19 protein-coding genes are annotated in these 25584 nt (G+C 71.1%); 9 read left to right on the forward strand and 10 right to left on the reverse strand.

Features of this window, described 5'->3' with window-relative positions; genetic code table 11:
* Positions 1 to 24: 24 nt before the first annotated feature.
* Positions 25 to 1188, forward strand: coding sequence for an NAD(P)/FAD-dependent oxidoreductase (locus tag HNR40_RS31710; protein WP_312896588.1), 1164 nt, complete (start codon positions 25 to 27; stop codon positions 1186 to 1188).
* On the opposite strand, the gene HNR40_RS31715 is transcribed toward HNR40_RS31710, so the two are convergent.
* From HNR40_RS31715 to HNR40_RS31735, 5 genes are all read right to left on the reverse strand, one after another.
* On the reverse strand, positions 1178 to 1810 hold the full coding sequence (locus tag HNR40_RS31715) for a phosphotransferase (protein WP_184967799.1): 633 nt from the start codon (positions 1808 to 1810) through the stop codon (positions 1178 to 1180). The two genes, HNR40_RS31710 and HNR40_RS31715, sit on opposite strands and share 11 nt — an antisense overlap.
* Positions 1807 to 2487 carry a respiratory nitrate reductase subunit gamma gene (gene narI, locus HNR40_RS31720; RefSeq protein ID WP_184967801.1) on the reverse strand — a complete coding sequence of 227 codons (681 nt, stop codon included), beginning with the start codon at positions 2485 to 2487 and terminating at the stop codon, positions 1807 to 1809. Before narI ends, HNR40_RS31715 begins: the two co-directional genes overlap by 4 nt.
* On the reverse strand, positions 2484 to 3038 hold the full coding sequence (narJ, locus tag HNR40_RS31725) for a nitrate reductase molybdenum cofactor assembly chaperone (RefSeq protein WP_184967803.1): 555 nt from the start codon (positions 3036 to 3038) through the stop codon (positions 2484 to 2486). Before narJ ends, narI begins: the two co-directional genes overlap by 4 nt.
* Complete coding sequence (gene narH, locus HNR40_RS31730; RefSeq protein WP_184967805.1) at positions 3035 to 4645, reverse strand: nitrate reductase subunit beta; 1611 nt, start codon at positions 4643 to 4645, stop codon at positions 3035 to 3037. Before narH ends, narJ begins: the two co-directional genes overlap by 4 nt.
* Before the next feature lie 84 nt (positions 4646 to 4729).
* Positions 4730 to 8293, reverse strand: a complete 3564-nt coding sequence (locus HNR40_RS31735; protein WP_184967807.1) for a nitrate reductase subunit alpha — start codon at positions 8291 to 8293, stop codon at positions 4730 to 4732.
* 45 nt (positions 8294 to 8338) lie between these two features.
* On the opposite strand from HNR40_RS31735, the gene HNR40_RS31740 reads away from it, so the two are divergent.
* From HNR40_RS31740 to HNR40_RS31750, 3 genes are all read left to right on the forward strand, one after another.
* The gene (locus HNR40_RS31740) at positions 8339 to 9484 is read left to right on the forward strand and encodes an MFS transporter (RefSeq protein ID WP_184967809.1); all 1146 of its coding nucleotides are present in this window, start codon (positions 8339 to 8341) and stop codon (positions 9482 to 9484) included.
* 39 nt (positions 9485 to 9523) lie between these two features.
* Positions 9524 to 11212 carry an ABC transporter ATP-binding protein gene (locus HNR40_RS31745; RefSeq protein ID WP_184967811.1) on the forward strand — a complete coding sequence of 563 codons (1689 nt, stop codon included), beginning with the start codon at positions 9524 to 9526 and terminating at the stop codon, positions 11210 to 11212.
* 92 nt (positions 11213 to 11304) lie between these two features.
* Positions 11305 to 13056: an ABC transporter ATP-binding protein gene (locus HNR40_RS31750; RefSeq protein ID WP_184967813.1), complete on the forward strand. Its 1752-nt coding sequence runs from the start codon at positions 11305 to 11307 to the stop codon at positions 13054 to 13056.
* 223 nt (positions 13057 to 13279) lie between these two features.
* Here the strand turns inward: HNR40_RS31750 and HNR40_RS31755 are convergent, their stop codons facing one another.
* A complete protein-coding gene (locus tag HNR40_RS31755) occupies positions 13280 to 13921 on the reverse strand; it encodes a DUF998 domain-containing protein (RefSeq protein ID WP_184967815.1) in 642 nt (213 codons plus the stop codon).
* Positions 13922 to 13995: 74 nt separating this feature from the next.
* Here HNR40_RS31755 and HNR40_RS31760 point away from each other — a divergent pair, with 74 nt between their 5' ends.
* From HNR40_RS31760 to HNR40_RS31770, 3 genes are read left to right on the forward strand one after another with little or no spacing between them, the layout of a single operon-like run.
* Positions 13996 to 14313, forward strand: a complete 318-nt coding sequence (locus HNR40_RS31760; protein ID WP_184967817.1) for a YciI family protein — start codon at positions 13996 to 13998, stop codon at positions 14311 to 14313.
* Complete coding sequence (locus HNR40_RS57440) at positions 14310 to 16628, forward strand: sigma-70 family RNA polymerase sigma factor (RefSeq protein WP_312896589.1); 2319 nt, start codon at positions 14310 to 14312, stop codon at positions 16626 to 16628. Before HNR40_RS31760 ends, HNR40_RS57440 begins: the two co-directional genes overlap by 4 nt.
* Positions 16625 to 17212, forward strand: coding sequence for a TIGR03086 family metal-binding protein (locus HNR40_RS31770; protein WP_184967819.1), 588 nt, complete (start codon positions 16625 to 16627; stop codon positions 17210 to 17212). Before HNR40_RS57440 ends, HNR40_RS31770 begins: the two co-directional genes overlap by 4 nt.
* A gap of 262 nt (positions 17213 to 17474) precedes the next feature.
* Here the strand turns inward: HNR40_RS31770 and HNR40_RS31775 are convergent, their stop codons facing one another.
* From HNR40_RS31775 to HNR40_RS31785, 3 genes are all read right to left on the reverse strand, one after another.
* Complete coding sequence (locus HNR40_RS31775; RefSeq protein ID WP_184967821.1) at positions 17475 to 18836, reverse strand: alpha/beta fold hydrolase; 1362 nt, start codon at positions 18834 to 18836, stop codon at positions 17475 to 17477.
* Positions 18837 to 18919: 83 nt separating this feature from the next.
* Positions 18920 to 21133, reverse strand: coding sequence for an ATP-binding cassette domain-containing protein (locus HNR40_RS31780; protein ID WP_184967823.1), 2214 nt, complete (start codon positions 21131 to 21133; stop codon positions 18920 to 18922).
* 31 nt (positions 21134 to 21164) lie between these two features.
* Complete coding sequence (locus tag HNR40_RS31785) at positions 21165 to 23237, reverse strand: S9 family peptidase (RefSeq protein WP_184967825.1); 2073 nt, start codon at positions 23235 to 23237, stop codon at positions 21165 to 21167.
* A gap of 45 nt (positions 23238 to 23282) precedes the next feature.
* On the opposite strand from HNR40_RS31785, the gene mshB reads away from it, so the two are divergent.
* Together mshB and HNR40_RS31795 are read left to right on the forward strand one after the other, a co-directional pair.
* Entirely contained in the window at positions 23283 to 24176 is an 894-nt protein-coding gene (gene mshB, locus HNR40_RS31790) for an N-acetyl-1-D-myo-inositol-2-amino-2-deoxy-alpha-D-glucopyranoside deacetylase (protein WP_184967827.1), read from the forward strand.
* Between the two features lie 11 nt (positions 24177 to 24187).
* Complete coding sequence (locus HNR40_RS31795; RefSeq protein ID WP_184967829.1) at positions 24188 to 24598, forward strand: DUF6113 family protein; 411 nt, start codon at positions 24188 to 24190, stop codon at positions 24596 to 24598.
* Positions 24599 to 24650: 52 nt separating this feature from the next.
* Here the strand turns inward: HNR40_RS31795 and HNR40_RS31800 are convergent, their stop codons facing one another.
* Entirely contained in the window at positions 24651 to 25463 is an 813-nt protein-coding gene (locus HNR40_RS31800; RefSeq protein ID WP_184967831.1) for a hypothetical protein, read from the reverse strand.
* Between the last annotated feature and the right edge of the window lie 121 nt (positions 25464 to 25584).

Raw genomic sequence — 25584 nt, forward strand, 5'->3', positions numbered from 1 at the left:
AACGGTGTAAACTATGTGATTACAGTGTTCACTGGACTGGGGGCGGCATTGAACGTGCTCATCGTGGGCGCCTCGATCGGCGGCCTGACCGTGGCGGAGGTGCTGCGCCGCAGGGGGTTCGACGGCGCGATCACGCTCGTGGGGGAGGAACGCCACCCGCCCTACGACCGGCCGCCGCTGTCCAAGCAGGTCCTCACCGGGTCCTGGCCGGCCGAGCGCACCCGGCTGCTCGGCAGCGACGCGCTCGACGGGCTGGGCGTGGAGTGGGTGCTCGGGCGGCGGGCCGTACACCTGGATCGGGGTGGGCGGGTGGTGGCGCTGGACGACGGGCGGCGGCTGCCGTACGACCGGCTGGTGATCGCGACCGGGCTGACGCCGCGGCTGCTGCCGGGCCAGCCCGTGCTGGACGGGCTGCGCACGCTGCGCACCATCGACGACGCGCTGGCGCTGCGCGGGGAGCTGAAGGACGCCGCGCGGGTGGCGGTGGTCGGCGCGGGGGTGCTGGGGTGCGAGGTCGCCGCAGGCGCGCGCACGCTCGGCCTGGAGGTGACGCTGGTCGATCCGGCGCCGGCCCCCATGGCCCGGCACCTGGGCGCCAGGCTCGGCGCGCTGGTCGCCCGCACGCACCGCGGGCACGGCGTGGACGTGCGGGTCAGCAGCGAGGTCCACGCCTTCACCGGTACGGCCGGCCGCGTCGACGGCCTCGAACTGACGGGCGGCGAGAAGATCCGCGCGGACCTGGTGATCGTGACCATAGGCGCGATCCCGGCCACCGGCTGGCTGATCGGCAGCGGCCTCGACCTCAGCGACGGCGTCACCTGCGACGCCTACGGCCAGGCGGCCCCCGGCGTCTACGCGGTCGGCGACGTGGCCCGCTTCCCGACAGGCCGTGTGGAGAGCCGGACGAACGCCACGGAACAGGCCGTGGCCGTCGCGGGCAACATCCTCGGCGACGAGCGCCCGTTCTCCTCGATTCCGTACTTCTGGACCGACCAATACGACGTGAAGCTCCAGATACACGGCCGGATCGGCCACGACGACCGGATCCGCTGGATCGAGGGCGAACCTGGCGCCGGCCGCTGGGTCGCCCTGGCGGAGAACGGCGACGAGGTGACCGCGGCCATCGGCTGGAAGCACGCCAGGGGCGTCCGCCTGGCCCGCGAGCAGATCTCCGCGCTCAGCCGGTGAAGGCCGCCGTCGCCTCGACCCGCTCCCGCCAGAGCTCCTCGCCCTCCGGCCCCCAGTCGGCGGCGAAGGCCAGCAGCGCGCGGCAGCGCTCCAGCATCGCCGCGTGCCGCTCCGCCCACTCGGGCACCGGCCCGCCGTAGGACTCGAAGAAGTACGGCAGCGCCTCCGCGTGCTCGGGATGGTGGGTCCTGATGATCCACTCGCACCACGCCAGATCCTCGACAGGTTCGCCGCGGTGGGCCCACTCCCAGTCGAGCACCGCCGCGGTCTCGTGCGTCATCGGATCGATGATCAGGTTGTTGGGGCCGTAGTCGCCGTGGACCAGGACGCGGCCCCGGGCGGCGGGCATGGCGTGGATGGCGGCCAGCGTCCGCCCGCAGGCGGTCATGACCTCTTTGGCCAGGCCCTCGTCGAGGAGGTCCTGGCCGTGGATTCCCGGGACGAACCGGGTGGTCAGGCTGGTGTCGCTGACCGACTGCACCGCGGGCACGGGCACCCGGCCGCGCATGCGGCGCAACATCTTCCGCTCGGTTTCCAGCCGTTCCGCGGCGCCCGGACCCAGGTAACACTTCACGACCAGAGCGCCGTCGCCGAAGGTGCTGTTGGTGTAGCCATGCCTCACAGGGATTGATTCTGGCGTAGTCGGCTGCGGTAGACGATGTATGGACGGAACAAGTACCCGACGGGCGCCGACAGCGCGTGCACGAGCCGGGTGAACGGGAACAGCCCGACCATCACCATCCCGGCGATGACGTGCAGTTTGAAGAACACGGTCGCCTCCGCCATCGCCTCGGCGTCCGGCCGGAAAACGAAGACGCTGCGGAACCACGGCGAGACCGAGTCGCGGTACTCGGCCCCGGACAGCGTGGCGGCCAGCCCGGCCACCACGGCCAGCGCGAGCGCGACGTACATGACCTTGTCGTTGACGGTCGTGGCGCGGAAGACCGGCCCGTAGTGCCGCCTGCGGTAGATGAGCAGGGCCAGCCCGGCGAGCACGGCCAGCCCCGCGAGGCCGCCGAAGACGCGGGCCAGCAGGTGGTAGGCGTGGTCGGACAGGCCGATCGCCTCCGTCCACGACGCCGGGATGAACAGGCCGATCACATGCCCGGCGATCACGAACACCAGCCCGTAGTGGAACAGCGGCGAGGCGATCCGCAGCAGCCGCGACTCGTAGAGCTGCGACGAGCGGGTCGTCCAGCCGAACTTGTCGTAGCGGTAGCGCCAGAGCAGCCCGCCGATCAGCACCACCAGCGTCACGTAGGGCGTGATCACCCAGAAGAACGTCTCGCCGTAGTTCACCGGTAGACCCCCACGGACTCGGCGGGCGGGCCGTCCTGCGCCAGCCGGGCCGCCGCCGCCCGCTGCTCCGCCGTCGGCTCGGGCAGGGCGCCGCGCACCCCGTCCAGCACGATCGTGTACGGCGAGCCGTACCCGTCCAGCGCCGAGCGCAGCAGCTCGATCCCCACCCGGTGCTCGGCCAGCAGCGCGGCGCCCGCGGAGTCCAGGGCGGCGAACTCCAGCATCACGGGCAGGAAGTCCGGCAGCTCGTCGTCCATCAGCTCCCACCCGGCGGCCCGGTAGCGGCCTTTGAGCGCGGCCAGCGACTCGCCGCGCCGCCGCGTGTCGCCGTCGGCGTAATAGGTGAGATAGAGGCAGCAGCGCCGCTTGAGGTCGAACATCTCGACGTAGTGCGCGGCCAGCTCGCCCGGACCCATGGCGTGGATGGCGGCGGCGAACCCGGGGAAGCACGGCGCGGCGGCCTGCTCGATCAGCGGCAGCCGTCCCCAGAAGCGCTCGTCGGGGTAGGCCAGCAGGTGTGCGGCGGCCTGCCAGGTCACGGCCTTGTTCATGATGCCTCGCCCTTCTTCGGCGGGAACAGACCGGCGGGTTTGCCCCTGCCGTCCCAGTTGAGGAGGTTGACCCGGTCGCGGGTGGTCTCCTCGCCGGTCTGGCGCTGCTTCAGCCCGTGGAAGCTCTCGATCGACACCGGCACCGGGCGGCCCGAGCCCTCCCCGAACGGCCCCGCCATCCCGGGACCGCCGTCGTAGTCGAGGCTGCAGCCGATCTCCTCCACGGCTCCCGGCGTGTTGGAGTAGGCGGTCGGGATGACGTAGCGCTCGTCGTAGCGGGCCAGGGCCAGCAGCCGGTACATGTCGTGGATGTCCTCGGCCGACAGCCCCGAGTGCGGCAGCTCGGGCTCCTCGCCCAGGTTGACCGCGCGCATGTAGGAGCGCATGGCCGCCAGCCGGCGCAGCGCCGCCGTCACCGGCACCGGGTCGCCGGCGGTGAACAGCTCGGCCAGGTACTCCACCGGGATGCGCAGCGCCTCGACGGCGGCGAACAGGTTGTCGGCGTCCTCCCCGTCGTAGCCGCTGCCGGCCAGCGCGTCCACGACGGGCGACAGCGGCGGCACGTACCAGACCATGGGCAGCGTGCGGTACTCCGGGTGCAGCGGCAGCGCGATCCGGTAGCGCATGATCAGGTCGTGCACGGGCGAGCGGCGGGCCGCCTCGATCCAGTCGTCGGGCAGCCCGGAGGCGGCCACGGCCGGGTCGTCGGGGTCGACGAAGAGCGACAGCTGCGCCTCGTACAGCTCCTTGTCGTCGGCGATGCTCGCCACCTCGCCCACGCGGTCGGCGTCGTAGAGCATGACGCCCAGGTATCGCAGCCGCCCGACGCACGTCTCCGAGCACACGGTCGGCAGCCCGACCTCAATCCTCGGGTAGCAGAACGTGCACTTCTCGGCCTTGCCGGTCCGGTGGTTGAAGTAGATCTTCTTGTACGGGCAGCCGGTCACGCACATCCGCCAGCCTCTGCAACGATCCTGGTCCACCAGGACGATGCCGTCCTCCTCGCGCTTGTAGAGGGCGCCTGAGGGGCAGGAGGCGACGCAGGACGGGTTCAGGCAGTGCTCGCAGATGCGCGGCAGGTAGAACATGAACGCCTGCTCGAACTCCAGCTTCACCTGGTCGCCGACCTTGCGCAGGATCGGGTCTTCCGACGGGTCGCCACCGAGGTTGTCGTCCCAGTTGGCGCTCCAGCGGATCGCCATGGGTTCGCCGCTGATCAGCGAGCGCGGCGGCGCGACCGGGACGTCGTCCCCGAGCGGGGCGCGGGTGAGGTTCTCGTAGTCGTAGGTCCAGGGTTCGTAGTAGTCCTGGATGCTCGGCATGAGCGGGTTGGCGAAGATGCCGAGGAGCTTGCGCACCCGGCCGCCGGCCCGCAGCCGCAGCCGGCCCTTGGCGTCCACCTCCCAGCCGCCGCGCCACCGGTCCTGGTCCTCGTGGCCGCGCGGGTACCCCTGGCCGGGGCGGGTCTCGACGTTGTTGAACCAGGCGTACTCGACCCCCGCCCGGTTGGTCCACGTCTGCTTGCAGGTGACCGAGCAGGTGTGGCAGCCGATGCACTTGTCGAGGTTCATCACCATCGCGAGCTGAGCCATGACGCGCGGGCTCATTGGTCGCTCACCTCTCCTCCCTCTCTCCGCGGAGTTCCTCGTACCTCGGACCTCCACTCCGTTCGGTGCGTCGGGTTCGCTCCATCAGTACGTCACCTCCTGCGAGCGCTTCCTGATCACCGTGATCTCGTCGCGCTGGTTGCCGGTCGGGCCGAGGTAGTTGAAGGCGTACGACAGTTGGGCGTAGCCGCCGATCATGTGGGTGGGCTTGATCAGCACGCGGGTGAGCGCGTTGTGGATGCCGCCGCGCCGTCCGGTCGCCTCCGACTTCGGGACGTCGATCACCCGGTCCTGGGCGTGGTGCATGTAGACCGTGCCCTCCGGCATCCGGTGGGAGACGATCGCCCTGGCCACGACCACGCCGTTGCGGTTGGTGGCCTCGATCCAGTCGTTGTCGGCGGCGCCGATCTTCGCGGCGTCCTCCACCGACATCCAGATCACCGGGCCGCCGCGCGAGAGCGACAGCATGAGCAGGTTGTCCTGGTACTCGGAGTGGATGGACCACTTCGAGTGCGGCGTCAGATACCGCACCACCAGCATGTCCGTGGCCCCCTCGCCGAACAGGGCGGTCATGTCCAGCGGCGGCCGGTAGACCGGCAGGGCCTCGCCGTACTCGTGCATCCAGTCGTGGTCGAGGAAGAAGTGCATCCGGCCGGTCAGCGTGTGCCACGGCTTGTGGTGCTCGACGTTGATGGTGAAGGGGGAGTAGCGGCGGTCGTGCGACTCCTTGCCCGACCACTCCGGGCTGGAGGCCACGTGCGTGGGCCTGGCCTGGGTGTCGGCGAAGACGATGCGGTGGTCGCGGTGGATCAGCGCGCCGAAGTCGGTGCCGGTCCGCTCGGCCAGCTGCTCGAAGCCCTGCGCGGCCAGCCGCCCGTTGCTGACCCCCGACAGCGCCAGGATCGCCTCGCACGCCTTGGCCTCGGTGTCGAGCATCGGCCGTCCCTTGCCGATCCCGCGCGGCACCAGCCCGCACCGCTCGCCGAGCCAGACCACCTCCTCGTCGGGTGTGAACACCACGCCCTTCACCGGCAGCCCCTTGCGCTCGGCCAGCGGGCCGAGCGCCGCCATCTTCTCGGCGACCGCGCCGTAGTCACGCTCGACCACCACCAGGTTGGGCGTGACCCGGGCGGGCGCGCGGCCGCCCGGCTGGGCGATCTCGCCGGGCGTGTCGTGCTGGTACGGCAGCGCCACCACGTCGTTCCTGACCCCGAGCCGGTCCTTGGCCATCGCGCTGAACGCCCTGGCGATCGCGTGGAAGGCGTGGAAGTCGCTCTTGGTCTCCCACGGCGGCGTGATGGCCGGGTTGAACGCGTGCACGAACGGGTGCATGTCCGTCGAGGACAGGTCGTGCTTCTCGTACCAGGTCGCCGCCGGCAGCACGATGTCGGAGAACAACGTCGAGGACGTCATCCTGAAGTCCAGCGTCAGCAGCAGGTCCAGCTTGCCGCGCGGCGCCCGCTCGTCGGGTTGCGGCAGGTTCGAGCGGGCGCCGAGCAGATGGTGCAGGAAGTACTCGTTGCCCTTGGCGCTCGACCCCAGCAGGTTGGAGCGCCAGAGCGTCAGCACCCTCGGCCAGTTGCGCGGGTCGTCCGGGTCTTCGGCGGCGTAGCGCAGGGTGCCGTTGGCCAGCTCCTCCTGGGTGTTCGCGATCGGGTCCGCCGCGTCGCCCAGGTCCAGCGGGTTGCGGTCGAAGGCGGGCGCCATCGGCATCCAGCCGTTCCTGACCGCCTCGGCCACCAGGTCGGCCGTGTGCCTGCCGCGGAAGGCCCCGGGGCCGATCGGGGAACTCAGCTCACCGGCGTCGAAGCGGTCGTAGCGCCACTGGTCGGTGTGCAGATACCAGAACGGCGTGCCCGGCGTCTGCCGGGGCGGGCGCGACCAGTCCAGGCCGCCGGCCAGCTGCGCCCAGCCGGTCTGCGGGCGGCACTTCTCCTGGCCCACGTAGTGCGCCCAGCCGCCGCCGTTGCGCCCCTGGCAGCCGGTCAGCATCAGCAGTGAGAGGAAGGCGCGGTAGATCGTGTCGCCGTGGAACCACTGGGTGGTCCCCGCGCCCAGGATGATCATGCAGCGGCCGCGGGTCTGCTCGGCCGTCGCGGCGAACTCCCTGACGATCTTGATCGCGCGCTCCGCCGGGACCTTCGTGATCGGCTCCTGCCAGGCCGGCGTGTACGGCTCCGACGCGTCGCCGTACCCGTGCGGCCAGCGGCCCGGCAGCCCGCGGCGGTGCACGCCGTACTGGGCCAGCATGAGGTCGAAGACGGTCGTGACCAGGCGCCCGCCGATCCGCCTGACCGGGACGCCGCGGGTCAGCGGGCCGCCGCCGTCGAAGCGGGGCAGCGCGATCTCCACGTTCTCCCCTGAATCCCCTGAATCCCCTGAATCCCCGCCGTAGAGCGTGAGCAGGGGCTCGGTGTCGAGCTTGAGGTTCCAGCGGCCCTTTCCCCGCTCGCCCCACCGGAAGCCGACCGAGCCGTTGGGCACGACCGGCTCGCCGTCGGCGCCGAGGAAGACGGTCTTCCAGTCCGCCGACTCCTCCTGCGACCCCAGGTCGGCGGCGGTCAGGAACTTGTCCGGCACGTAGCACCCGTCGCGGCCGTCGCGTTCGGTCAGCGTGACGAGGAAGGGCAGGTCGGTGTATCGGCTGACGTACTCGGTGAAGTACGGCACCTGCCGATCGACGAAGCACTCCCTCAGCAGCACGTGGCCCATCGCCATGGCCAGCGCGCCGTCGGTGCCCGGGTTCACCGCCAGGAACTCGTCGGCGAACTTGGCCGCGTCGTTGTAGTCGGGGGCGACCACCACCACCTTCTGGCCCCGGTAGCGGGCCTCGGCCATCCAGTGGGCGTCGGGCGTGCGGGTGACCGGGACGTTGGCGCCCCACAGCATCAGGTATGCGGCGTCCCACCAGTCGGCCGACTCGGGCACGTCGGTCTGGTCGCCGAAGACCTGAGGTGAGGCGACGGGCAGGTCGGCGTACCAGTCGTAGAAGCTGAGCATGGTCCCGCCGATCAGCGAGACGAACCGGGCGCCGATCGCGTGGCTGACCATGGACATGGCGGGGATGGGGGAGAACCCGGCCACACGGTCGGGGCCGTAGGTCTCGATGGTGTGGACGTGGGCGGCGGCGATCATCTCGGTGGCGAGGTCCCAGGTGATCCTGACGAGGCCGCCTTGGCCGCGGGCGCGTTGGTAGGTCTCTCGCTTTTCCGGATTTGTCGTGATTTCGGCCCAGGCGGCTACCGGGTCGAGGCCGCTGCCCCGGGCTTCGCCGTACATCCTGACCAGGACGCCCCGCGCGTACGGGTAGCGGATCCGCGTCGGCGAGTAGGTGTACCAGGAGAAGGCGGCGCCGCGCGGGCAGCCGCGCGGCTCGTATTCGGGGCGGTCGGGGCCGACGCTAGGGTAGTCGGTCTGCTGGGTCTCCCAGGTGATGATGCCGTCCTTGACGTAGACCTTCCACGAGCACGAGCCCGTGCAGTTCACGCCGTGCGTCGAGCGGACCACCTTGTCGTGGCTCCACCGGTCGCGATAGAAGGCGTCACCCTCCCGGCCGCCGGACAGGTAGACGGTCCGCAGGTCCTGGCCCGTGACCGATCTGCGGAAGAACCGGCCGGTCTTCAGGAGGATGTCCTCCGCCTCACTCATGCCCCCACTTCATCACACTCTGTAGTGACCTGTTACACAGGGTGCATGCGTGTGCGCAATCTTGTTTTGGCGACGGCGGCCTTCGCCATCACCTTCTGGGCGTGGAACCTCATCGGCCCGCTGTCCGGCAGCTACAGCAAGGCACTGCACCTGTCGCCGACCGAGACCTCCATGCTGGTCGCGATTCCCGTGCTGGTCGGGTCGCTGGGGCGGATCCCGGTGGGGATGCTGGCCGACAAGTTCGGCGGGCGGCTGATGTTCGCGATCATCTGCTTCGTCTCGATCGTGCCGGTGTTGTTCGTGGGCTGGTCGGACTCCTACGCCTCGCTGCTCTTGTGGGGGTTCCTGCTGGGCATCCCGGGCACCTCGTTCGCGATCGGCATCCCGTTCGTCAACGCCTGGTACGAGCCGGCGCGGCGCGGATTCGCCACCGGCGTGTTCGGGGCCGGAATGGGCGGCACCGCCTTGTCCGCATTTTTCACGCCACGGCTGGTCGAATCGCTGGGCCGTTCCACGACACACCTGATCATGGGCGCCGCGCTCGCCGTCATGGGCGTGATCATGCTGCTGGCCAGCCGCAACTCGCCAGCCTGGCAACCCAGCACCGAGCCCGCGCTGCCCCGCATGAAAGACGCGATGAAGATCAAGGCCACCTGGCAGTGCGCCTTCCTGTACGCGGTCTCGTTCGGCGGTTTCGTGGCGTTCTCCACCTACCTGCCCACACTGCTGCAGAACGTCTATGAATTCGCCCAGACCGAGGCGGGCCTGCGTACCGCCGGGTTCTCCATCGCCGCCGTGATCGCCCGCCCGCTCGGCGGCATCTCCTCCGACCGCGTCGGCCCGATCCGGGTGCTCGCGATCTCCTTCGCCGGCGCGCTCGCCATGGCCGTCGTCCTCGCCTTCAAACCGCCGCTGGAGATCCCCGCCGGGGTCAGCTTCGTGCTCATGGCCTTCTTCCTCGGCCTCGGCGCGGGCGGAGTCTTCGCGCTCGTCGCCAAGCTCGTCGAGGCCTCGCGCGTCGGCACCGTCACCGGCCTCGTGGGCGCCGCCGGAGGGCTCGGCGGATACTTCCCGCCGCTGGTCATGGGCGCCGTCTACACCGCCACCGGCGCGTACACGATCGGCTACCTGCTCCTCGCGCTGACCGCCCTGATCGCCCTGCTTTACACCCTGCGCGGGTTCGGAAAATGATTTGCCTGGTCAGGGCTGCTTTGACAGCCTGGTCAGGCTATGCGCTCCCTGCCTGAAGCCGATCCCGGCACCCCTGACATACGCACGCCCTTCCGCTACCTGCTGTGGAACGCGCTGCGGCAGAAAACCGCGCTCTCGATCGGCATCGGATTCGCCACCCTCTGGTGGCTGGGACAGGCGCTCGTCCCCGCCGTGCTCGGCAAGGGCGTCGACGCCGTCACCGCCAAGGACACCCGCGCGCTGCTGATCTGGTCGGCGGTGATGCTCGGGCTGGGCCTGCTGCAGGCCTTCGCCGGCATCATGCGCCACCGCTTCGCCGTCTACAACTGGCTGGCCGCCGCGTACCGCACCGTCCAGCTCACCACCCGCCACGCCACCCGCCTCGGCGCCACGCTGCCCAAGAGGCTGTCGACCGGTGAGGTCATCAGCGTCGGCAACTCCGACATCGCGCACATCGGCAGCTCGATGGACATCCTGCTGCGTGGCACCGGCTCGGTTGTGGCGATCGTCACCGTCACGATCTACCTCATCTCCACCTCCCTGCCGCTCGGCCTGCTCGTGCTCTTCGGCGTGCCGCTCATGGCCATCGCCGTCGGCCCGCTGCTCAAGCCGCTGCACAAGCGCCAGAAGGCCCACCGCGACCTGCAGGGCGAGCTGTCCACACGCTCCGCCGACATCGTCTCCGGCCTGCGCGTCCTGCGCGGCATCGGCGGCGAGCAGGTCTTCTCCGGCCGCTACCAGGAAGAGTCCCAGCGCGTACGCCACGCCGGCGTCCGCGTGGCCGGCATCGAGTCGCTGCTCGAAGGCGCCCAGATCCTCCTGCCCGGCGTGCTCATCGCCGTCGTCACCGGCATCGGCGCCTCCTTCGCGCTCGGCGGCCAGATCACCGCCGGCCAGCTCGTCGCCTTCTACGGCTACGCCGTCTTCCTCATCGGCCCCATGCGCACCCTCACCGAGGCCGCCGACAAGCTGACCAAGGGCCACGTCGCCGCGCGCCGCGTGGTCCGGATCCTGTCGATGGAGCCCGAGGTCGACGGCGGCACCGGCGCCTCCGACGGCGGCGTCCTGCGCGACTCCTACAGCGGCGTCACCCTCCAGCCCGGCACCATGACCGCGCTGGCCGCCCCCACGCCCGAGCAGGCCATCGAAGTCGCCGACCGCCTCGGCCGCTACGTCCCCGGCGACGTCACCTTCGGCGGCGTCGACCTGGCCGAGCTGCCGATCCCCGAGGTCCGCGAGCGCATCCTGGTCGCCGACAACGCCGCCCGCCTGTTCTCCGGCCGCCTGCGCGACGAGCTCGACGTGCGCGGCAACGCCACCATCGACGAGGTACGCCACGCGCTGCGGACCGCCTGCGCCGAAGACATCGTGGACGCGCTGCCCGACGGCCTCGACACCGTGGTCGCCGAGAGCGGCCGCGAGTTCTCCGGCGGCCAGCAGCAGCGGCTGCGCCTGGCCCGCGCCCTCGTGGCCGACCCCGAGGTGCTCGTGCTCGTCGAGCCCACCAGCGCCGTCGACGCCCACAGCGAGGCCCGCATCGCCGAGCGGCTCGCCAAGGCCCGCGCCGGCAAGACCACGCTGATCTGCACCACCAGCCCGCTCGTGCTCGACCGCACCGAACACGTCGTCTACCTGGAGGACGGCCGTGTCCACGCCGAAGGCCCGCACCGCGAACTGCTCGCCACGTCCAGCGCCTACTCGGCGACCGTCACGAGAGGAGAGGACTGACATGGCTGCGGAGCGAACCCGACGCAGCGAACGGAATGGAGGGCCGAGGTACGAGGCACTCCGCGGAGTGAGTGAGGAGTGGTGAGCGACAAATGAGCAGGGAGATCCTGCCGGTCGCCGACCAGAAGCAGGTCCGTGCCTACGCCCGCCGGCTGACGCTCAAATACCCGCGCCGGCTCACCGTCGCGCTCGCGCTGCACGGGCTGGCCGCCGTGTCGGGCCTGGCCGTGCCGTGGCAGCTCGGCCGGCTGGTCCAGGACGTACAGGACGGCGCCCGGGTCAACGTGTGGATCGTCGGCCTGGCCATCGGCGGCTTCCTGCTCATGCAGGCGCTGCTGGTGCGTTTCGCCGTGCTCGCCTCCTCCCGGCTCGGCGAACGCGTGCTGGCCGAGCTGCGCGAGGAGTTCGTCGACCGCGTGCTCGGGCTGCCGCTCTCCACCGTCGAGCGGGCGGGCTCCGGTGACCTGATCACCCGTACGTCTCGGGACGTCGACTCGCTGTCCAGGACGGTGCGGCACGCCGTACCGGAGACACTGATCGCGATCGTCACCTTCGCGATCACCATCGGCGCGCTGCTGCTGGTCAGCCCGCTGCTCACGCTGCCCATGCTGATCGCCGCGCCCATTCTGTGGATCGCCACCCGCTGGTACCTGCGCCGGGCGCGCGACGGCTACCTGCGCGAGAACGCGGCCTACGCCGACATGACCGAGGGCCTGGCCGAGACCGTCGAAGGCGCCCGTGCCGTCGAGGCCCTGGGCCTGCAGCGCCGGCGCGCCGACCGTACCGACCGCGACATCACCGCCTCCTACGCCGCCGAGCGCTACACCCTCGGGCTGCGCACGGTCTGGTTCCCCGCCGTGGAACTCGGCTACGTGCTGCCCGTCGTCGTCAGCCTGATGGTCGGCGGCCTCTTCTACATCAACGACTGGGTCACGCTCGCCCAGGTCACCGCCGCCACCCTCTACGCGCAGCAGCTCATCGACCCGCTCGACCGCTTCCTCATGTGGATCGACGAGCTCCAGGTCGGCGGCGCCGCCATGTCCCGCCTGCTGGGCGTGGCCAACGTGCCCGACGACCGCACCGCCACCGGCGCCCGGCCCGCGGGCGAACACCTGGAGGCCGACGACGTCCGCTACGCCTACCGGACCGGCCGGGACGTCCTGCACGGCGTCTCGCTGACCGTCGCGCCCGGCGAACGCCTGGCCATGGTCGGCCCGTCCGGCGCCGGCAAGTCCACGCTCGGCAGGTTGCTGGCCGGCATCCACGGCCCGCGTACCGGCGCCGTGACCGTCGGCGACGTCCCCCTGGTGGACCTCCCCCTGGACGACCTGCGCGGCCACGTCGCCCTCGTCACCCAGGAACACCACGTCTTCAAGGGCACGCTGCGCGACAACCTGCTCATCGCCCGTCCCGACGCCACCGACGATCGGGTACGGCAGGCGCTGGCGGCCGTCGACGCCCTCGACTGGGCGCTGGCCCTGGACGACGGCCTCGACACGGAAGTCGGCTCCGGCGGCCTGGCCGTGTCCCCGGCCCAGGCCCAGCAGCTGGCACTGGCCCGCCTGGTCCTGGCCGACCCGCACACCCTGGTACTCGACGAGGCCACCTCCCTCATCGACCCGCGAGCGGCCAGAAACCTGGAACGCTCACTGGCCGCCGTCCTGGAGGGCCGCACCGTCATCGCCATCGCCCACCGCCTGTACACGGCCCACGACGCCGACCGGGTCGCGGTGGTGGAGGACGGGACGATCAGCGAACTGGGCAGCCACGACGAACTCGTGGCCCAGGGCGGCTCCTACGCCGCCTTGTGGTCCAGCTGGCACGGCACCCCCGCCCCCCACTAACCCCCACCCCCTCCGATCTCGGGTCCCGATCTCTCGGGCTCGGGTCTTGGTGGTCCGATTTGGAGCCTGGGTCCTGGTCACCCGATCTTGGGTCTCGGTCTTCCTGGTCTGGGGTCTTGGTCCGTCCGATTTGGGACTCGGGTGGTTGCATGGGTGAGCCCCGCTCCGGGTTTCTGGAGCGGGGCTTGGTGGGTGGGGGCCGCTTGCCGTACACGGTGATGGGTCAGGGGTGGTTGCGCAGGCGGTAGGCGACCGTGGAGACCCAGGCCAGCGCGACCGACACCCCGATCGCCAGGGTGAGGGAGCCGAACCGGCCGCCGCTCATCGCCCAGCCGTTGCCCAGGATGACGGCCACGCCGGCCGCCCGGGAGATGATCGCGGAGGTGCGGTCGCCGGTGCGGGTGAAGTGGCGGCCCAGGACGAAACCGGCGGCGGCCAGTGCGAAGAAGGTGATCGAGCCGGCGGCCATGTGGGCGATCGCGTGCCAGCTCATCCCGGCCGGAGGGCCTGCCGGGGTGCCGACCGGGAAGCCGTCGCCGGCGTCCATGGTGAAGGCTCCGGCGGCGATCATCCCGACGCCGACGGTGCGGATCAGGCGGGGTGTCCAGACGCCGCCCGGCCGGCCGTGCAGGGCGCGGCGCAGGCCGGTCGCGCCTGCGATGAACAGCACCCCGACCGTGACGAAGGTGGCGATCTGGATCCAGCCGAGTTCGCCGGTGGCCAGCTGGCTGAGCGGGTGGCGGGTGAGGTCGAAGCCCGCGCGGGTGAACGCCTGGGCCAGGGAGACCACCACCCAGACCGGTGCGGCGAGCGCGGCGGCGGTCAGCAGCGTGCGGGTGGTGATGGGGGCGGTGGTGGTGGTCATTTGTCGGGTCCTTTCGGTGTCTTCTGCTTACGCGTCGCTCGGGGCATGTGACAGGGAACGCTAGGGTGTGCGGCATGAGGTTTTTGCTGACGACCATGGGCCAGCCGAGGGCTGATGAGGCGCTTCAGATGGAGATGGGGAAGTTCATCCAGGAGCTGACCGAGGCGGGCGCGCTGATCGCCACCGGCGGCATGGAGCTGGGTGGCACCCTGATCAAGTCGGTCGGCGGCGAGATCACCGTCATGGACGGTCCGTTCGCCGAGGCCAAGGAGATGGCGGGCGGGTTCGCGCTGATCGACGTCGGCTCCCGGGAGGAGGCGCTGGAGCTCTCCCGGCGCTTCTTCGCGATCATCGGGGATGGTGAGGGCAGGATGCAGCTGATCTACGGGTGACGGCCGCAGCCGCGGTCAGCGCCGTCTGGAAGGCGGAGTCCGCACGGATCATCGCCGGTCTGACGCGGATGGTCAGGGATGTGGGCCTGGCCGAGGAACTTGCCCAGGACGCACTGGTTGCCGCTTTGGAGCAGTGGCCTGACCAGGGCGTACCTGACAATCCTGGGGCTTGGCTCATGACGGCGGCCAAGCGGCGCGCCGTCGACCACCTGCGGCGCGGCGAACGGCAGGGGCGCAAACACGCCGAGATCGCCCGCACGCTGGAGCAGGAGACCGGCCGGGACGCGGAGGCCGACCGGGACGCCGGGGGCGCCGGGGCTGGTCTCGACGGGGAGCTGTCTGGGGCTTCGGGGCTGGACGATGATGTTCTGCGCCTGATGTTCATCTCGAGCCATCCGGTCCTGCCCACCGAGCAACGGGCCGCGCTGACCCTGCGCCTGCTCGGTGGGCTGACCTCCCAGGAGATCGCGCGTGCCTTCCTGGTCCCCGAGCAGACCGTCGCCCAGCGCATCGCCAGGGCCAAGCGCACGCTGGCCGACGAGCAGATCCCCTTCGAACTCCCGCCCGGCCCCGAACTCGCCACCCGCCTGGCCTCCGTCCTGGAGGTCCTCTACCTGATCTTCAACGAGGGCTACTCCGCCACGGCCGGCGACGACCTGACCCGCCCCGCCCTCGCCCTGGAAGCCCTCCGCCTGGGACGCCTGCTGGCCGGCCTGGCTCCCGACGAGGCCGAGGTGCACGGTCTCGTCGCGCTGATGGAGATCCAGCAGTCGCGCTCGGCCGCCCGCACCGGTCCGTCCGGCGAACCCGTCCAGCTCCACGAGCAAGACCGCGGCCTCTGGGACCGGGACCTGATCAATCGCGGCTTCGCCTCGATGCTGCGCGCCCGCCAGTCCGGCGGCCCCCTGGGTCCCTACGTCCTGCAGGCCGCCATCGCCGTCTCCCACGCCCAGGCCGACAGCGCCGCCGAGACCAACTGGCCCCAGATCGCCGCCCTGTACGGGGCATTGGCCCGCTTGATGCCGTCTCCGGTCGTCCAGCTCAACCGCGCCGTGGCCGTGGGCATGGCCGAGGGCCCGGAGGCAGGGCTGCTGCTGATCGACGAGCTGACCAGGGACCCGGCCCTGAAGGACTACCACCCGCTGTCGGTGGTGCATGGCGACCTGCTGGCCCGGTTGGGGCGGCACGAGGAGGCCAGGACCCAGTTCGAACGCGCCGCCACCCTGACCCGAAACGCCGCCGAACGCACCTTCCTCCTCAAACGCGCCACCACCCCACACGCACCCACCACCCCCCACGCACCCACCACCCCACAGCCCTACACCCCCGCGCCCGAGACCACGGCCCCGCCCGGCGGCGGGACCAGGCCGGACAGCGCAGCTGAGCTCGACACCCTCACGGCCGAGACCATGGCCCCGCCCGGCAGCATGACCAGGCCGGACAGCGTCACTGGACCCGACGCCTCGCCCCGCCCGGCCGCTGTCGCTGGGCCCGATACCGACGCGCCCGGCGCTCCGCCCCGATCGGACGGCACCACCGCGTCCGAGCTTGGCGTGGAACCGGTCGGGGCGTTGGGGGAGGTGGTGGAGGGGTTTCTGGCGCGGGTGGATCTGGGGGCGGAGACGTTGCGGTCCTATGGGCAGACGTTGCGGAGGCTCCGGCTGGACCTGGGGCCTCGTACGCCGCTGGGTGCGGTGGACGCCGCGATGGTGGCCAGGGTGTTCGCGCTCGCCTGGGGTACGGCCGCGCCCAAGACCTGGAACCGGCACCGCGCCGCCGTACGCTCATTCTCGGCATGGGCCGCCATCCCCGACCTCTCCACCGACCTGGAACGCAGAGCGGAGAGCCGCGAACGGCGCCCGGCCGTGGACGGGCCCGGACTGCAAGCCCTGTGGCGCCACCCGTCTCTGCGTGAGCGGACCCTGTGGCGCCTCATCCACGAGTCCGGCGCCGGCGCGAAGACCGTGCTCTCCCTCAACGTCGAGGACCTGGACCTGGAAGCGCGCCGCGCCCGCGTGGGTCCGACGTGGATCACCTGGGGCTACGGCACCGCCGAACTCCTGTCCGGCCTGCTGGCGGGCCGGTCGAGAGGCCCGGTCTTCCTGGCCGACCGCAGACCCGCGCCGGCCCGCAGACCGAAGCCCGAAGACCTGTGCCCGGTGACGGGCCGGGGCCGGCTGTCGTACGAGCGTTCGGAGTATCTCTTCAAGCAGGCCTCCGGCGGCTTCACACTTCATCAACTTAAAGTCTGGAATAGAGCATTCCGTTCTGCTAGAGTAGAGCCATCGAACGAAAGCGAAAGGGAGCTCTCATGACCGAGTGGAACATCCTCACCCAGGCCCACACCGCCCTCCGTCAGGCCGTCGCCGGCGTCCCGGACAACGGCTGGCAGCTCCCCACCCCCTGCTCGGACTGGAACGTCACCCAGGTCCTCCAGCACGCGGCCGGCGACCAGCTCGGCTACGCCAGCTTCCTGACCGGCGGCCCCCGCCCCGACGAGGACCCCTTCGCCCCCTCCGGCACCCTGTCGGCCTCGGTCGCGGACACCCTGGAGCCCGCCCTGGCCGCCGCCGAGCAGGCCTGGTCCGACGTGGCAGAGAACGCGGTGGACGTCCCCGTCCCGCTCCCGCCCTTCAAGCTCCCCGCCCCGGTGGCCGTGGGCGCCTGCGCCCTGGACGCCGCCGTGCACGCCTGGGACATCGCCATGGCCACCGGCCGTCCCTCCCCGCTGACCGCCGACCTGGCCCGCGACCTCCTCCCCGTCGCCCACCAGATCGTCGAAGGCCCCCGCGCCTACGGCATGTACGCCGCCGCCCTGGACGCCGAGGCCAACGACGACGCCGTGGCCACCCTCCTCCGCTACCTCGGCCGCAACCCCACCTGGACCCCCACCCCCTGACCCCCACCACCCTGGCCACCCCTAGCTCCTCGGCAAGCCCCCCGGAAACCCCCGGTCCACCCAGAACCCCAAGCCCAACACCCAAGCAGCACGACGGAGAACTGCGGGGTAGGGCGGGAAGGGGAGCCGAGGGCCGGGCGTCCGCCAGGGCCGGAGAATCCACGCGCCCAAGAAGCCACGGGCTGAGAAACCGCCTGGACCAGGTCAGGCCCTGCGGTGAGGCCCCATGGGGTTGAGCCCCCCGGGCGGGACAGGGCAGGAGTTAGCACTTGGTGGCCGGCTGGGGTGGGAGTTTGGCGTCGGTGAGGTAGCGGTCGATGTGGTCGCGGGCGCAGGCGCTGAACATGTACAGCGTGTGCCCGGGCCCCTCGTGACGTACCACCGCGCTCCCCGGCACCTGGTCCACCACCCGCTTCACCGCGTCCGACTCGCCCCACGCCCCGGTCCCCAGCAACGGCGGCAACCCCTTGGGCAGCGGCTTGGGAGGATTGGTCACGCCGGTCGGCCAGCCCACGCAGCCCATGGTCCCGCTGGCCAGCGTGCCCGCGGCGCCGACGTTGGGTGCGACCTTGCGCAACCGGCGCAGGCCCGCCTCCATCGACGCCCGGTCGGCGAAGCGCGGCCAGTCGGTGCACTCGGTGACGCCGGTGGACTGGTCGGGGTAGCGCAGGCCGCGCTCGGGGACGAAGCCGGAGGCGTCACCCGTCACCGCGCTCTCGATGGCGGCTGATACGGCGGGGAAGCCATCGGGGCCGCCACGGACCATGCCCAGCATGAAGTCCTGCAGGTCGGTGCCGTTGTAGGCGACTCCGGGGGCCTTCTTGGCCGGGATCGGTTCGCGGTTGGCCGCCGCCACCAGTGCGCGCCACTCGCGGGCGGAGCCGGCGCCCTTCCAGGTGAAGTAGCGGGCCGCGGAGGTCTCGTTGGTTCTGGCCATCGCGTCCAGCTCGGCGGGCCAGTCGGCGGCGCTGTGGTTCCAGGTGCCGTCCAGGGCGATGGTCCTGACCTTGCCGGGGAACAGCCTGGCGTAGTCCTGGCCGTAGAAGCCCGCATAGGAGGCGCCGTAGTAGTTGAGCCGGCTCTCGCCCAGGGCCTTCCTGATGGCCTCCATGTCGCGGGCGTGGTCGGCGGAGCTCATGTTGGCGAACAGCTCGGGGTCCTTGCTACGGCACGGCTCGGCGTAGCCCCGGTTGGTTTCGTGCAGGCGGCCGAACTCCGCGTCGTCCCTGGGGTAGGCGGCGATCGGGATCCTGGTCCACACGCAGGGCAGGCCGGTGCTGAGGCCGCGGAACTGCTCGCCGTAGCCACGGGTGTCCCAGGTGACGACGTGCATGCGCTTGCGCAGGTTTGCCCAGGTGGCGGCGGTCTGCTGGGTCAGGGCGATGCCGGGGCCGCCCGGCCCGCCATAGGCGATCAGGGCGGAGCCCTCGGCCCGGCCGGTCGACTTGAGGCGGCCGAGCTTCAGCGTGATGGTGCGCCCGGCGGGTTTGCTCCAGTCGACGGGCACCTTGAGGTCGGCGCACTCCATGCCGACCTTGTCGCCTGGGCAGGGGCTCCAGGAGAGGTCGTCGGCAGGCGTGGGGGTGGCCGTCAGCGCCAGTGTGAGGGCGAGGGATGTCCACATGGCGTCAAGGATCGTGGGGGAGGGGTGGGGGGCGCGTCGGACCACGGTCTGGTGTTGGCAGGCCGTGGTCCGACCCAGGTATGTCAGCCCACGGTACGGCGCAGCGCCTCGCCGGTCAGCGAACCGGCGAAGCCGAGCAGCTCGGCGGGGGTGCCCTCGAAGACGATCTCGCCGCCGTCCTTGCCCCCGTCGGGCCCCAGGTCGATGATCCAGTCGGCGTGCATGATCACGTCGAGGTTGTGCTCGATGACCACGACCGTGTTGCCCTGGTCGACCAGCCGGTTCATCAGCGCCAGCAGCGTGCCGACGTCGGACATGTGCAGGCCGGTGGTCGGCTCGTCGAGCACGTAAACGCCGCCGGTGCGCTGGAGCTGGGTGGCCAGCTTGATGCGCTGCCGTTCGCCGCCGGACAGGCTGCTCAGCGACTGGCCGAGCGACAGATAGTCCAGGCCGACGTCGATCAGCCCCTGCAGCTTGGGCCGCACAGCCTTCTCGGTGAAGAACTCCACCGCCTCCTCGGCCGCCATCTCCAGCACGTCCGCGATGGACTTGCCGCGCAGCTCGTGCGCGAGCACCGACTCCTTGAACCGGCGGCCGTCGCAGGTGTCGCAGTGGGTGGTGACCGGGTCCATGTAGGCGACCTCGGTGATGATGACGCCCTTGCCCTGGCAGCCCTCGCAGGCGCCGTCGGAGTTGAAGCTGAACAGGCCCGGCGCCACCCCGTTGGCCTTGGCGAACAGCGAGCGGATCGTGTCCATGACGCCGATGTAGGTGGACGGGGTGGAGCGGGTGGACGCGCCGATCGCCGACTGGTCGACGAAGACCGACTCGGGGTAGGTGGTCATGAACACGTCGGCGATCAGGCTGGACTTGCCCGAGCCCGCCACGCCGGTGACCGCGGTGAGCACCCCGGTCGGCACGCTGACCGAGACGTTCTTGAGGTTGTGCAGGTCGGCGCCCTCGATCGGCAGCTTGCCGTCGGGGGTCCTGACCTCCGTCTTGAGCGTGCCGGTGGCGCGCAGCCCCGCGCCGGTGCGGGTGTCGGCCCGGCGCAGCTCCTCGACGGTGCCCTCGAAGACGATCGTGCCGCCGTGGGCGCCGGCGCCGGGGCCGACGTCGACCACGTGGTCGGCCACCGCGATCACGTCGGGGTCGTGCTCGACCACCAGCACGGTGTTGCCCTGGTCGCGCAGCGCGGCCAGCAGCGTGTTGAGCCGGCCCACGTCGCGCGGGTGCAGTCCGGTGCTGGGCTCGTCGAAGATGTAGGTGACGCCGATCAGCGTGCTGCCGAGGTGCTTGACCAGCTTGAGCCGCTGCCCCTCGCCGCCCGACAGCGTGGCCGTGGCCCGGTCGAGGCTGAGGTAGCCGAGCCCGATGCCGGCCACCCGCTCCAGGGCGACCCGAGCCCCGTCGGCCAGCGGGTTGCCCAGCCCGGCCAGCTCCTCGATCAGGTCGGTGATCTGCATGGCCGCGTAGTCGGCGATGTTCCGGCCGTTGACGCGCGGGGCCAGCGCCTCGGGGCTGAGCCTGGCGCCGTGGCAGAGCGTGCAGACGCCCTCGGTGATGAACGGCTTGATCTGCTCGCGCGTCTTGTCGCTGGTCTCACGCTTGAGCTTCGTACGCACGAAGTTGTCGAGCAGCCCCTCGTAGGTCATGTTGAACATGCCGCCGACCGAGACCTTGCCGGAGCCGTGCAGGAACGCGTGCTCCTCCTCCGGCGAGTAGTCCTTGACCGGCTTGTCCGGGTCGATCGGCTCGTGCTTGGCGTAGACCTGCCAGGCGGCGCTGCCGACCTTGTAACCCGGCAGCAGGATGGCGCCCTCGTTGAGCGACTTCTCGCGGTCGACCATCATCTCCAGGATCGGCTGCACAGACCGGCCGATGCCATCGCACTCCGGGCACATGCCCTTGGGGTCGTTGAAGGAGAAGAGGTTGACCGGCAGCCCGCTCTCGCGGGAGAACAGGCCGCGGATCATCGGCATGATGTCGGTCATGGTGCCGACGGTGGAGCGGGCGTTGCCGCTGACCGGCTTCTGGTCGACGATGACGGGCGTGGTCAGCCCGCTGATGGCGTCGGCGTGTGGCCGCTCGTACTTGGGCAGCTGGTTGCGGATGAACCAGCTGAAGGTCCCGTAGAGCTGGCGCTGCGCCTCGACCGCGACGGTGTCGAAGACGATCGACGACTTTCCGGAGCCTGAGACACCGGTGAACACGGTGATCTTGTTCTTGGGGATCTCCAGGGAGACATCCTTGAGGTTGTGCTCCCTGGCCCCGACAATCGTGATGTTTTCGCGCACCGGCGCAGCTTAGCCACCGGCACCGACAAGTTCAGACCTCCAGCGCCCGCTTCAGGAAGTCCACCTGGAGCAGTAGGAGGTTCTCCGCCACGACCTCCTGCGGGGTCATGTGCGTGACGCCCGACAGCGGCAGCACGCTGTGCTGACGGCCGGCGGCGAGCAGGGCGGACGACAGCCGCAGCGTGTGCGCCGCCACCACGTTGTCGTCGGCCAGGCCGTGGATCAGCAGCAGCGGGCGCTCCAGCTTGGCGGCGTCACCGAACAGCGAGGACTGGTCGTAGACCTGCGGCTGCTCGTCGGGGTGGCCGAGGTAGCGCTCGGTGTAGCAGGTGTCGTAGAGCCGCCAGTCGGTCACCGGGGCCCCGGCGATCGCCGCGTGGAAGACGTCGGGACGGCGCAGCACGGCCAGCGCCGCCAGGTAGCCGCCGAACGACCAGCCCCTGATCGCCACCTTGGTCAGGTCGAGGTCGTTCGAGTACTGCTCGGCCACTCCCTGCAGGGCGTCGATCTGGTCCTCCAGCACCGGCCCTGCCAGGTCGTCGAGCACGGCCCGCTCGAAGGCCGGGCCGCGGCCGGGAGTGCCGCGGCCGTCGGCCACGACGACCGCGAAGCCCTGCTCGGCGAACCACTGGCTGCCCAGGTAGGCGTTGTGGCTCGACAGCACCCGCTGCGCGTGCGGCCCGCCGTACGGATCCATGAGGACGGGCAGCTTGCCGGAACCGGACTCGTACCACGAGGGCAGCACCACAGCGGTGGACAGCTCGCGCCGGCCCGAGCGGCCGAGTGAGACGCGCAGGTCGAGGCCGGGGCGCTCGGCCAGCGACGCGACCGGGATGGCCATGCCGTCGCGCCTGACGACGGTGGTCGAGACGCCCTCGCTGTCGAGGGTCTGCTCGCTCAGCACGCCGACGCCGCCTGACATGCGGCCGGAGAAGACGCCTGAGCGGGTGGAGACGGGCAGCAGGGAGGTGCCGTCCCAGGTCCAGAGCTGGATCTCGCTGGGGTCGCCGCCGCTGGCGCGGAACAGCACGCTGTCGTGGTCGACGTCGAGGACCTCGCGCACCTGCAGGGTGGGCGGGGTGACGGCCCGGTCGCCGACGAACAGCCGGTTGCCGCCGTCCTGGGCGGCGATCCAGACCAGCGAGCCGTCGTCGAGGTGGGCGGGGACGCCGCCGAAGACGTCCACCCACGCCGGGTCGGTGTCCTCGCGCACGAGCGTCGATGCGCCGGTCAGCGGGTCGACGGAGAACAGCCGCAGCGCCTTCTGGCCGCGCGGCATGGTCACGATCGACAGCGCGTGGGAGTCCCAGGAGGCGGCGGCCAGGTACTCGTCGTCGAACGGCACCGCCACCCGCGAGCCGTCCAGGCCCAGGACGAACAGCTCGACCCGGGCATTCGGCGTGCCGGCCGCGGGATAACGCTGGGGTACGGCCGGCCGGTCCGGATTGGCCGGATCGGCGATGTACCACTGCTGGACCGGCGCCTCGTCGGCCCGCTCCACCAGCAGTTTGTCACCGCCGGGCGCCCACCAGTGGCCGCGCATCCGGTCCATCTCCTCGGCGGCGATGAACTCGGCCAGCCCGTAGGTGACGGTCTCCGACTCCGGCGCGGCCAGCACGCGGTCGCGGCCCGAGGCCAGGTCGTGCACGTGGAGAGCGCCGCCGGTGACGTAGGCGACGCTGCGGCCGTCGGGGGACAGGCGGGGGTCGATGACCGCGCCCGCGGTCTCGATCCTGCGGGTGCGGCCGGTGGCCGGCTCGGTCAGGTAGAGGCCGCCGGCCAGCGCGAAGGCGACCAGCGCGGCCTCGGCGTCGGCGGAGTAGGCGACCACGCCGCCGGCCTGCTCCCGGCTGCGCTCGCGCCGGGCCTTCTCCTCCGGCGGGAGGTTCTCCTCGTCGGCGTCGGCGAGCTTGCGCGGGTCGACGACCATCCGCTCGACGTGGGTCTCGGTGTCGAGCTCCCACAGGCACGTGACCGGGTCGACGCCCGACTGGGTGCGCAGGAAGAGCACCCGCCCGCCGTCGGGAGAGATCGTGAAGCCCCTCGGCACTCCAAGGGTGAATCGTCGGGTCCGTGCGGACATGCGCGGGTAACTCTCACTCATGGCCTCAATCCTGCCAGCAAGGCGCCTTTGGTTAGGCTCGGGGACATGACTGATCGGCGGCTGCTGCTCGTGCACGCGCACCCGGACGACGAGACGATCAACACCGGGGCCGCGATGGCGCGCTACGTGGCGGAGGGCGCGCACGTCACGCTGGTGACCTGCACGCTGGGCGAGGAGGGCGAGGTGATCCCGCCGGAGCTGGCCCATCTGGAGGGCGATCCCGAGCTGGGCGAGTACCGCGCGAAGGAGCTGGTCGAGGCGCTCCGGGCGCTGGGCGTGGACGACCACCGCTACCTGGGCTACCGCGACTCGGGCATGATGGGCGCCGCCTCCAACGACGACGCGTCCGCCTTCTGGGGCGCCGACGTGGACGAGGCGGCGGCCAGGCTGGTCACGGTGATCCGCGAGGTGCGCCCGCAGGTCCTGGTCACCTACGACGCCAACGGCTACTACGGCCACCCCGACCACATCCAGGCCCACCGCGTCTCGGTCCGGGCCTTCGACCTGGCCGCCGACCCCGCCTTCCGCCCGGAGGACGGCGAGCCGTGGCAGGTGGCCAAGTTCTACTTCACCGCCACCGCCAAGTCGGTGATGCGCAGGGACGCCGAGGCGCTGGCCGACTCCGGCACCGGCTTCCTCGTCGAGGACCCGGGCGACCTGCCGTTCGGCAGCGCCGACGACGAGATCACCACCGAGGTCGACGCCCGGCCCTGGCTGGTCAACAAGCTGGACGCCATGCGCGCCCACGCCACCCAGATCACCGTGAAGGCGCCGTTCTTCGCGCTGTCCAACAACATCGGCCAGCGGGCGGCCGGGGTGGAGCACTTCATCCTGTATCGCGGCGCCATGGGCAAGGCGATCCCGGGCGCTCCGGTCGAGGCCGGTGGGATCGGCGAGCCGTACACCCGCGAGAACGACCTGTTCTCCGGCATCGACTAACCTCGTTCGCCATGGAGCAGTCGGCGTTGGGTGGCGCGGCCTACGGCATGTTGCTGGTGCTGGGCCTCGCGATGGGCCTGGTCGGCGGGTTCACCCATGCCTGGCATCTCGGGCAGATCCCGATCGCGTCGGTCGTGTGGGTGCTGCTGCTGTTCGGCATCTGCTGGGGCGCGGGCCTGATGATGCGCTCCAAGCTGGGCGCAGGGCTCGTCGCCGTCGGCTGGCTGCTGGTGTCGATGGCGTTCTCGCTCAAGTGGGCGGCGGGCGACCTCGTGATCGCCGGCGACCTCGCGGGCTATCTCTACCTTTACGGCGGAGCCGTCGCCGTGGTCGTGGCCTTCCTGCTCGCGCCCTCGTCGCCCGCCTCGGGATCGTGGCTCCTCTACGGCCAGCAGTCCAAGAACCCGGCCCAGGACATGTGACGAGGGGGCAGCCGGTCTGCGGGCGGCTGCCCCCTCGAGATCCCATCTGTCTTTACTGGGTGGGCGTCGTCGGCTCGGGGGTGTCCCCCGGCGGCTCGGTCTCCTCGGGGGGAGCGGTGTCCGTCGGGGTGGGCTCGGTCGGCGCGGGGCAGATCGGCACGCCGGTGTCGGTCGGTGTCGGTGTTCCGGGATCCGTGGCGGTCGGCGTGCCCGTGCCGGTGGGCGTGGGCGTGCCGGGGTCCGTCGCGGTCGGTGTCGCGGTGGGGGTCGGCGTCGGTGTCGGGGTGCCGGCGGCCAAGGGCGAAGGCGTGTCCGTGGCCGTGGGCGTGCCGGTGGGCGTCGGGGTGCCCGGGTCAGTGGGCGTGGGCTCCGGCGGCGCGGGCTGGCAGGTGAACGTGACCGTCACCGTCTCGGCGGGCGGCGCGGGGGCCTGTTCGGTGACCGTCACGGTCGCCGTCTGGGTGACCGTGACCGTCTCGGCCGGGGCCGTCGCGGTGACCGTCGTGGTGGCGCCGCCGGTCGGCGTCGCGGTGACGGTCTTGGTCGGCCACGGCAGCGCCTTCAGGCTTACCGCGGGCTTGCCCTTCTTCTTGAAGGAGCCCTTGCCGAGCTTCTTGGTGGTCTTGCCCGCCCCGGTCGTCACGGGGAGCTGCGCGGTGGCCGTCTTGCACTTCTTGGCCTTGCACACGCGCTGCTTGACGGTGAACCGTGCGGCTCCCGCGTAGCTGACCGCTACGTCCAGATAGGAGACGCCCTTCTTCTTGACGACCTTCGTCTTGGCGGTGTACTCCCCACCTGAGGAGGTGGGAGTGGGACTCGTGGTCGGTGTCGCTAAGGCGACCTGGGCGCCGACGGGGTGGCTCACGTCTCGTAGGGGGTCCGATGCTGACGTCTGGGTGACCGCGACGCCGCCTACTGTGGCGAGTGCCATCGTTCCGACAACCGCGGTCAAGATGGTGAATCGCATGATCCTGCTCTTGTGGGAG

Origin of the sequence: Nonomuraea endophytica (assembly GCF_014203235.1) — a bacterium.
Classification (GTDB): Bacteria; Actinomycetota; Actinomycetes; order Streptosporangiales; family Streptosporangiaceae; genus Nonomuraea; species Nonomuraea endophytica.